Annotated in this window: 8 protein-coding genes; 5 read left to right on the top strand and 3 right to left on the bottom strand. The window is 48.2% G+C overall.

Features of this window, described 5'->3' with window-relative positions; all coding sequences use genetic code 11:
* On the top strand, positions 1-757 hold a 757-nt coding region (locus KOO63_03545; GenBank protein ID MBU8920915.1), incomplete at its 5' end, for a T9SS type A sorting domain-containing protein.
* Between the two features lie 34 nt (positions 758-791).
* On the opposite strand, the gene KOO63_03540 is transcribed toward KOO63_03545, so the two are convergent.
* Positions 792-2,309: a sigma-54 dependent transcriptional regulator gene (locus tag KOO63_03540; GenBank protein ID MBU8920914.1), complete on the bottom strand. Its 1,518-nt coding sequence runs from the start codon at positions 2,307-2,309 to the stop codon at positions 792-794.
* A gap of 367 nt (positions 2,310-2,676) precedes the next feature.
* Between KOO63_03540 and KOO63_03535 the strand changes: the two genes are divergently transcribed.
* Positions 2,677-3,051: a PqqD family protein gene (locus tag KOO63_03535; GenBank protein ID MBU8920913.1), complete on the top strand. Its 375-nt coding sequence runs from the start codon at positions 2,677-2,679 to the stop codon at positions 3,049-3,051.
* Positions 3,052-3,063: 12 nt separating this feature from the next.
* Here the strand turns inward: KOO63_03535 and KOO63_03530 are convergent, their stop codons facing one another.
* Positions 3,064-3,576 carry a hypothetical protein gene (locus KOO63_03530; GenBank protein MBU8920912.1) on the bottom strand — a complete coding sequence of 171 codons (513 nt, stop codon included), beginning with the start codon at positions 3,574-3,576 and terminating at the stop codon, positions 3,064-3,066.
* A gap of 121 nt (positions 3,577-3,697) precedes the next feature.
* Positions 3,698-5,584 carry a hypothetical protein gene (locus KOO63_03525; GenBank protein ID MBU8920911.1) on the bottom strand — a complete coding sequence of 629 codons (1,887 nt, stop codon included), beginning with the start codon at positions 5,582-5,584 and terminating at the stop codon, positions 3,698-3,700.
* 185 nt (positions 5,585-5,769) lie between these two features.
* Here KOO63_03525 and KOO63_03520 point away from each other — a divergent pair, with 185 nt between their 5' ends.
* From KOO63_03520 to KOO63_03510, 3 genes are all read left to right on the top strand, one after another.
* A complete protein-coding gene (locus KOO63_03520; GenBank protein MBU8920910.1) occupies positions 5,770-7,224 on the top strand; it encodes a sigma-54 dependent transcriptional regulator in 1,455 nt (484 codons plus the stop codon).
* Positions 7,225-7,563: 339 nt separating this feature from the next.
* Complete coding sequence (locus KOO63_03515) at positions 7,564-8,097, top strand: hypothetical protein (GenBank protein ID MBU8920909.1); 534 nt, start codon at positions 7,564-7,566, stop codon at positions 8,095-8,097.
* Positions 8,098-8,190: 93 nt separating this feature from the next.
* Positions 8,191-10,043: protein kinase (locus KOO63_03510; GenBank protein ID MBU8920908.1), on the top strand; the 1,853-nt coding region annotated here is incomplete at its 3' end.

Raw genomic sequence — 10,043 nt, 5'->3', positions numbered from 1 at the left:
ATACGATTACAATGAGGCCCTGCTTCTCAAAGACTCCCAGATCAAGGTCTACGAGATCGAGCCCGGAGTAAGTCCGCCACTTGCTGCCGCTCTCGGACTCACCGCGGGCAAGACGTTCCACTTCGTCCTTAACGACACTATATACCTGGACAATCGTATCCCACCGAGAGGCTTCACCAATGCCGCCTTCGAAGAGATTCAGTCTCCCGTTGTCGATTACTCGTATGAAGACGGCCAGTACTGGGACATGACTCCCTACACCCTGCCGACCGAAAGCGACTCTGTAATAGTGACTCTCTTCTACCAGACTACGACCAGGGAATACGTGGAATTTCTGCGTGACGAGAACGTGACCAACAGTATGGGACAGGACCTTTACAACTCATGGGTCAATAACGGAAAGTCCGCCCCTGAACCCATGGCCTCGTTCCGTGCTGCTGTAAATGTCACCGTGACTGACGCGGGTGACACACCTCCCCTGATATTCAACCTGGAACAGAACTATCCCAACCCATTCAACCCTATCACTACAATAAGCTATTCTGTAGCTGAACGGACTCAAGTAAAGATCGCCGTCTATAACGCCAGTGGCCAGAGAGTGAAGACGATCGTAGACAAGATGCACGAACCGTCCCGGTACACGGTCAAATGGGATGGAAAAAACGAAAGTGGTGGAGATGTATCCTCGGGAATGTACTTCATAAGGTACACGGCCGGAGAATACACATTCACAAGAAAGGCCGTCCTGTTGAAGTGACCTGATGTCAAGAATGGCATCAGACACCTCCGAGTCATCGGGCATCCCTGATGCCGTATCGTTTCATCTTCTTCAACAGGCCCTGCCGGGTTATCCCCAGACAACCGGCACTCCTGGTCCTGTTGTTATCGAACCTGTCGAGAGCCTTCTCTATCATCAGGCATTCGAGCTTTTTTACTGCCGCCCGGAGAGTATCCCCTCCCCTGTCGATACTTGAAAACGCCTCCAGGTAGTTATCTCTGATAGCGGGAGACAACATACCCGGTTCTATTACAGAGGTCTCGGGATAAAGAGCGACGACCCTCTCGATCTCGTTCTTCAACTCCCGGACATTGCCGGGCCAGGAGAACGAGACCAGCAGTCTGGCAGTATCCGCTGAGATCCCGGGTGCGGTTATCCCCGCTTCCGATGTAGCGGAATGGAGAAATCTCCTTGCAAGGCTCATGATGTCCGCGCGTCTTTCCCGCAACGGCGGGATCCAGAGCCGCACTCCCTTGATCCGAAAATACAGATCCTCCCTGAACTTCTCTTCCTTGACGAGTGCTGCCAGCTTCCTGTTCGTAGCAAAAACGAACCTCACATCGATATTCCGCCTTTCCGTTTCACCGATCCTTCTTATTTCTTTCTCCTGAATCGCCCTGAGAAGAGCCGCTTGCAGGTTCAGTGACAATTCGCCGATCTCGTCGAGAAAAAAAGTGCCTCCCGCGGCGCTTTCCATGAGGCCTTTCCTGTCAACAAAAGCCCCTGTGAAAGAACCCTTCGCGTGACCGAACAACTCACCCTGAAGAAGTGTCTCCGGCATCTCCATACAGTTTACTATGACAAGCGGCTTATCTTTTCTCGGTCCACAATTATGGATATTTTTCGCAACGATCTCCTTACCTGTCCCATTTTCACCTTCGATCAGGACCGGGACACGGGATTTAGCCAGCATACGGATATCTTTTTTCAACCCCAGGATCTTCCGGGACCGACCATGAAAAGCAGGTACCATATCATTTACTGGAACAGATTCATTATTCTTGATCGAAGCTGTACCGGTACCAGCCTGTACCACGTCACAGAAAACTGAATCAGGTGACTTGACATACGGCGCGATCGAGTCCAGTAATGTCAGAAAAAGATCTGTATGAGCAGAGGGGATCATCGGACCGTTTTCAGGATTATCAGAATCGAACCATAATGACAGTTCCAACTCAAATTCAGGTGCGGACCTGAGAAAGCTCCACTTGGTCTCTCCAGTTTTGAACAACCCCCATCCATTCCGAAGTGAAACGCGGACTATCCCCGGTTCGCTGCAATACAGGGGCATACCACAGCCCTCATCCCTCACCCGGCCAGTCGGCCTGTCATCCACATCGAGAGGATGATGCTCCTCATTAAGAAGGGACATCTGCTGCGCTATCGGAGACCGCCTTTCAACTGAAGAACAATGTTGTAGAGCAAATACCTTGACGAGGCCATTTTCTGTCCTCGCAAAACCCTGAAACCTTGCCCTTGTAGCGTTGTACATTTCACAAAGGACTTTCATCAGTCGTTCTTCGATGTTCATTACAGCAATTCTCCCTCTCATGTTTTCTGCATTCACTATATTTCCACACTCTCGCAGACAGACTCTGGCAAGCGGCATGCCTTTAGTGCCTGAAGCTGTAACCAGCTGTACCCACTCATATTACATAAATTGTCGGATATAAGATCAATCCAGGTCCTGTCAGGATCCTGACGGAGTCCGTTTCGATGTCAGATCGACAAGCCCTGCACTGGCAGGAAGTCGGACGATTGCTCCCGCTGTCAATATTTCGACACCTGTCTGTCCTGCGTGAAGCACACTGAAAAACCCTTGATACAGATGCGACTCATAAGCGATACTGGCCCGAAGCTGGAATCGATACGAACATGGCTTTTAAGACAGGGACGAGATGAGCAATAAAGATAAGCCCTCCGAAGTAAACCTTCTGAAATTGATCCCGACCCGGCTCATGGAGTACGAGACCGGAGACGACGGGCTTGTGACGATCATCGCTCCAAGAGAGGCCGGCAGGATAATGAAAACCATCCTCAGAAACAGGGTAAAAAGGAAGATCACAAAGTGGGCTCTTGATGATATCGGCAGCGCGGTATGGAACCTGTGCGACGGAGAAAGAACAGTCGGGGCCATAGGCGAGATCATGAAGGAAGATTTCGGTGAGAGGATCGAACCGTGTTTCGACCGGTTGGCCCTGTTCTTCGGACAGCTTGAAGGCGCCCGTTACGTAGAATATCGAAATCTTGAATCATTGAAAGAAGAGGGATAGATAAAAGGCCGATCATTGACCACTACTCGTTGCTCCAATACTCATCACCTCGTAACCTTCAACATCTATGCTGTCGGGTTCCGATACGGATGATGCAGCATGGACAGCTCCCCATACCCAGACTCTGTACTCCGAATAATTAGACAGCGCGTTAACGAGGGCTCCCGACACCAGGAATCTCTTACCCGACTTCATGGTCACAGACAGTCGGCCGTCAATCAGGTCAAGTACCCCATCTATCGCAATCGTTCCTTCCGGTGGTATTATCTCGTAACTTTCTATTTTCAGCGTATGTTCTGTGTCGTTCAGTCCGGACACAGGATAACCGACTCTTATAATGAACTCTTCCAGACTGGCAAGTTCGCTCTCGAGTCCAGGGTTCACCAGCTTCCATTCCACTCCATCACGGTCCACGATAGTGACCAAGCGGTCAAAAGGATTACTCCCTTCGACTCTCAAACTGCCTTCAATCGTAGAATTATCATTCGTTATTCTCTCTGCTGGAGGAGCCGCAGTGCATCCCATCAGAGTAACCAGAATGACGCAGAAAATTAAAACCCGAATGGAGGGAAAAGAAGATCTACAAAACAATACTGTTTCGACAGCCACCATATCACTCACAGAATCCCTGTACCGAAGCTGCATGCTAATCGTCGGTCCTTATGATAATGACATTCATCCTGCTCCCGGGATCAGAAATAATATTGAGAATACATTCATTCTCCAGAGGCAGAGAGATATGAATATATTCCGGCCCCATCGACTTGAGGGCACCGAACAACCCCCAGAGATTATGATCGAAGAGCCTGACTGCCAGAGGTACGAAATCCGATCTGAGATCTATCGAAGAATAGGAGAATCTATTGTCAGAAGAGATCCCGAGTCCATCCAGATAAACCGCAGCCGACCAGTCAGCGAATAATTCATAAAAATCAAGGCCGGTCACAAGCTCGATATTGCTCAACCCGACTGCCTTGGTCTGAACTATATCCCTGTACACCTGCTCACCGAACCGGTCCCCCAGATAGCGGAAGAACAGAAAGGCCGCACCGCGCTCGTCCAGCGCGTCTCCACCATGAATCAACGAGACATCGCCGGGGTCCTGAAGGAAAATATTTGCTCTGCCGATGTTGCTTTCCTCATGGTTATTGAGGTCCTCTGCTATGTGCGCGAGTCCTTCATTCACCCAGGTCTCCGCGGAATACGTCGCATACATTCCGCTACCGTATTGAAGCACCCTGTAGTTGAACATGATCATATGCATGAATTCGTGTGCAATGACCCCCCGGATCACTTCCAGGGCTCTGGATTTTTCATATGTGTTACCGTAAAGTCCTTCAGGATCCGGCACCATCGTGTAGAATATCTCCATCCCGTTCGTGCATCGATGATCCAGAAAAGACGGTATCAGATCGCCGGGAAGGAAAAAACCGGCTATGAACCCTTCTGTAGAGGCAGTGCCCGGATCCGTAAGCCGATTTATCACCGGAGATAAAAGGATCACCACCCTGCCGTCATCGTTGATATCCGATTCGTCGCCAAAAGCCGTCCGGTCAGTCTGATAGATACCTGATTCAAAAGAGTCACCGAGCCATTGAGCCTCGGCATCAGAAATACATCCTGAGGCAGTAAGCTGATCGACATAGAGCAGTGTGTGTGTACCTTCATATTTCAGGTTGGCGGTTACCTCAGTAAATGAAGCCGGTGCGATCGTACTACCGTTGATGTCCGAGTAGACATCGAATACCCTCGTTTGTGCTACTACTGAACCGGCTTGATGATCGTCAGATTCGTTCTCCCGAATTCTCTCCCCGCTAAAAGCCTCACGGATCTCTTCTCTCCGTTTCTTTTCGAATCGCAGATCGACAGGATCCTGCCTTCCATGTGATCCAGACACTGCCGCGGGAGTTCTTTTCAGCACACCATTTCCATGGATAGTCTCGATACCCGTATTTACTGTGTATGAGTAATATGTAGACTGCGAAACAGGTTCGGCGCCGCTGAAAAGAATGATGACGTAGTCAGAGGCTGTTTCGACAGAACCGAGACAGAATTCCAGTTGTGATCCGCTGTAGAATACTTTCGCTACTTCTCCTGATCTCTGATTCAGATGGAAGTCCAGCATGTCTCCCGGAGCAGGAGGAATGTTTTGATCAAAAGGCCCCGATATTCCAAAAGGATTGTCCCACTGGATCCTGAGTTGCCCGGAAAACGTTCCATCCGGTACTACTACCTTCATCCGATCAGCCGATATATCAAATGGCATCGATGTGCGGAAAGAACGGAACCCCATAAATTCACTGGCCGAGAAAGCGACGGAAAATCCTTCCAACCCGCTGTCAAGATTTTGGCCTGAGATGATGACTGTGTCCCCCACTTCCGAAGTCGCCGGATCGACACTGTAGATACTCGGAAGATCAGGATATGTGATCTCGTCACTGCATGAACCAGTCAATAGATTCATTGCAACAAGAGACAGAATCGCCATGGTGATCAATGTCTTACGCGTAAGATTTTGTAGGTTGCCAACCATATTGCTGCTCCACTCTACTGTATCGCCATAGCATACAAGCCTTTCCAGGAAAAAAATACATTTAATCGCTTCATAAGTCACTTTTTTTATTGTCCAGTCGTCAAGCCCCTTTCGAGGCATATATTTTGCAACATTCCTTTAATGACTAATTGCAGCAGGTCGGATCAATCAGAAAAGTCAGGCAGATGTCACTTGAAATCGATCTAATATGCTATGAATCAGAATCCGCCACTTCTATATCGCAGGATTGTGAAGAAGCAGGATGGAGTGTCTCCTGCTATACTTCGATAAATCAATTCATCGATGAGCAGAGGGATGATGCATCTCCAGTGATGATCCTCTTGCTTCCTCAAGACCTGGAAAAGAGTAACGCCAGAGTCGAATTACCGGCCTTGAAGAACTGGCGGAACGATCACTCGACTCTTCAATTGATATTGATCATTCCCGAAGAACTGGATGGTGCTGACCGCCTTACTCTCAAACTAAGCGCCAGACACACGTTATACTCTCCATATGAAAGCAGGGACCTCACAAGTCTCCTGTCAAGAATTGCCCAGAGCTTCGGAAAAAGACGGCAGTTAGATGAAGTCAGCAAACGACTCCTCAAGCATGAAGGCTTCGAAGAGATCATTGGGGTCAGCGACCGAATGAAAAAGGTGATCGAGCTTGCCCAGAAAGTCGGACGAAGCAATTTCACCGCGTTGATGATAACCGGGGAAAATGGTACGGGCAAAGGTGTACTCGCCCAGGCGATCCACAATATAAGTGACAGGGCCGACGGACCATTCATCGAGGTAAATTGTGCCGCGATTCCGAAAAACCTTCTCGAAAGCGAATTCTTCGGATACGAGAAAGGCGCCTTCACCGACGCAAAAGATCGTAAAATGGGACTGTTCGAACTGGCTAACGGCGGCACAATCTTCCTGGATGAGATAGGCGAGATCGATTACGGGCTTCAGGCCAAGCTGCTGAAGTTCCTCGACTCCAGGACGATCAGGCGAGTGAGCGGCACACAGTTCCTCCCCGTGGACGTAAGGATAATTTCAGCGACCAACAGGGTCCTGAAGGATGAAATTGATTTGAATCGTTTCAGGATGGATCTTTTCTACAGGCTGAATGTGATTGAAATAGATATTCCTCCACTGAGATCCAGAAGAGAGGATATCCGCCCACTGATCACAAACTACCTCGAAAAGTTCAGCAAAAAAATGGGCAAGGGTGAGATCGTCATTCATGAAGACGCGATCAAGCTGCTCGAATCATATTCGTGGCCAGGAAATATCAGGGAACTCATCAACCTGCTTGAACGCGGAGTCCTTCTCAATACCGATGGAGAGCTGAAACCGGATGACCTGCCGGTCAACAGGCGATCAGAAGAAACCATAACGACTCTCTCGGTACGACAGGGAGCGATAGAGGTCGATCTTCCACCGGAGGGAATATCCCTGGATGAAATTGAAAAAGGTGTAATCTCGGCTGCGTTGAAGAAGACCAGAGGAAATATCACACACGCGGCAGACCTTCTCAGGGTAGAACGGGGAACATTGAGATACAAGATGAAGAAACACGGAATCGATCCTTCCTTGTTTAAGGAAAAACACGAAACTGGCAAATATGAGCCGATTCTTGTATCCGATTAGTACTGTTAGCGTTACGGTTCACACACCATAGCTATATGGAAATCTCCCCCATTTACTAAGGAATATCCCCAAACACAGATCCTTCCGGCATGGTGATTCAGAGACAATATTCTGCTATTTGTAATTGAAAACAGCCTGTTCTCGCTGGATATCATGCTTCCTTATCTGTTTTGTATTTAATCGGTTACACCCAGCCAACCCATCCGTATGAACCCCGGATCTATCTGCCAGATGACATGGCAGATTCCCACATCCCGACCCATGGCACCTTCGTTGCCTTAGCATATAGACAGATTTCGCATGTAGTTTTCAAATGAGCCCGCTTCTGGAGGTGCAGGCATGAAAAGAACCTTAGCCCATAAATTTCTCACCACAATTACATTCCTCAGTGTACTGGCTGCAATGGGCTGTGGGACCAACTCACCTGTTACCCCCTCACAGGACAACACCATGCCCGGTGTCGAGAATCCCCTTTTCGTCCAACTTGTCACCTCCGCGGGCTCATCCAGAGATATGCTGGGATCGGCAGGATCAGCGCTGATCACCGCAGCTGAAGGTGGAATCGTCAGTAATGGCTATTACAGTCTCTACTTCCCTCCTGGCGCGTTGAGTGAAGATACAGAGATAACTATAGAGATGCCCCGCTACCCGCAAGCCGTCGTTGAACTCGGACCGCACGGAATCCAGTTCAACAAACCTGTTACTCTTTCCATCCCTCTTGACAGGATAGACTCTGATGCTTCCTCGTTCGGAGTCTACTGGTTCAACGAAGACGCAGGCCTTTGGGAGAACATCGGTGGCTACACCGATGATGGCGCCACCTCCGTTGAATTGGATCACTTTAGTGATTATGGTATTGGACGAGGTGGATGATACAATTCCACCTTTGCTTTCCACAAAAGCCCCCTACCTCCGGGGGCTTTTTTCATTGTCCTGACAATCGGATTCGAATTATAATCCGCAACTATGATAGAAAGAATCGATCTTCCCGGCCGATATACGATACTGGGAACCCTCGGAGCAGGAGTGAGCGGCAGGGTATTGAGGGCTCATGATTCTATCTTGGACCAGGAAGTAGCATTGAAACTGCTTCTGCCTTCTGATGAATTCACAGACGAAACATTTAAAGCTGAGTTCAGGATCCTGACCGACCTCGATCATCGCAATCTTATCAAGGTCCATGATTTCGGCTTTGTCCAGAATAACACGCCCTATTACTCGATGGATTATGTAGCCGGTCAAAATATCAGGGATTTCTTCACTGATCAGGAAACCCATGTTCATCTTTACAATATCCTCTCTTCGATATTCTCGGCCATGGAATATCTTCATGAGAGAGAGATCATCCATGCCGATATAAAACCTGAGAATATCATGATCTCAGAAATGGACAATGGAGATCCGGCACTCCTTCTGCTGGACTTCGGGATGGCCATGATGAAAAATGACATCGTTACAAAGATATCCGGCACCCCAAGATACATCGCCCCCGAAATACTCGAAAATCATTCTTATTCAATAAAGAGCGATCTATTTGCACTGGGCGTCACTTTAGCAGAATGTTTGACAGGGATGGATATCCCTATGGCAATAAATGTTGATGATGATCTAAGAAGAAAGATCGCAAATTCTATAATCTCTAGGCTGAGAGAATCAGAAATCCCGGCTCCCTCATCGCTGGCCTCGATGATTATCTCGCTGATTCATCCTGACCCGGGCATGAGGCCGGACAATGCAGGAATCTGCATCCAATCGATACAGGATATCTTCACATCCTCCAGCCGTACTCCGATGCTAACAACTAATATATTTATCGGCCGTGATGTCGATATGGCCTTTCTGGAGAAATTCATAACACCAAACAGAGATGACTCCAACTCGATACTGATCGATGGAAGCACAGGCGTCGGCAAAAGGACATTGATCGACAGGATATCGACATTCGCTCAGACCCAGAATCTGATAACGATAAATATCGCAAGAACCAGAGCCATGGCCGAGTCGATGGAATTATTCATTCACCTGCTGGGGAATAACCTGTCCGAAGATGAAAAGGATAAACTTGTCTCTTCGCATGAACAGATCGTACAATCTATATCTCTTGAGGATGGTCCCGGATCAACATCAACTATCGACCAGTCAGTCATCATCTTCGACAATATCGTGCAGTTCCTGCATGATCTCTCAAAAAAGCAAAAAGTTCTGATCTGCATTCCTGATATCTCCTATTTCGACACATACTTTATCAGGTTCGTATCTCACCTGGTGTATGAGACGGACCTGCTTGGATCCTCTGTATTGATCCTTCTTTCGCACAGTACCGATTTTCCTGTTCCAGAATTGAAGAAAGAGTCTCTCGATCGACTCATGGCACTATCATGCCTCGCCCGTCATACCCTGGCCCCGTTGATGAAAGACCAGACAAAAAAGTTCTATGAAAAGATGCTGGGAAACGATCTGTTCACTGAAAGAGAATTCGGGATCATATTCAATGCTACAAAGGGCATCCCCCTGTATGTGGACAAGTTATTGCGCCACATGATCGCTTCGGACATCATTTATCACAACAATGAAAGCTGGTTGATCGATCACAACAAGTTCATGAGTGATAAAGTGTCGCTCTCATTCACAGATATATCCAGCCTGGATATCGACAGATTCAATTTCCATGAGAAAGAAATATTACTATACCTCGCGTGCTTCAACAACCCCGTCTCCGGTGAAATTCTGGCTATAGTATCTGACCTGTCCACTGACAAAATCACGACTTCGATCGATTCTCTGATATACGACAATATTCTGATCTATACTGATGAGGC

The sequence above is a fragment of the Candidatus Latescibacterota bacterium genome (assembly GCA_019038625.1).
GTDB lineage: Bacteria > Krumholzibacteriota > Krumholzibacteriia > Krumholzibacteriales > Krumholzibacteriaceae > JAGLYV01.
The sequence above is the reverse complement of the archived record's forward strand: the minus strand, read 5'-3'. Positions and strand labels throughout refer to the sequence as shown.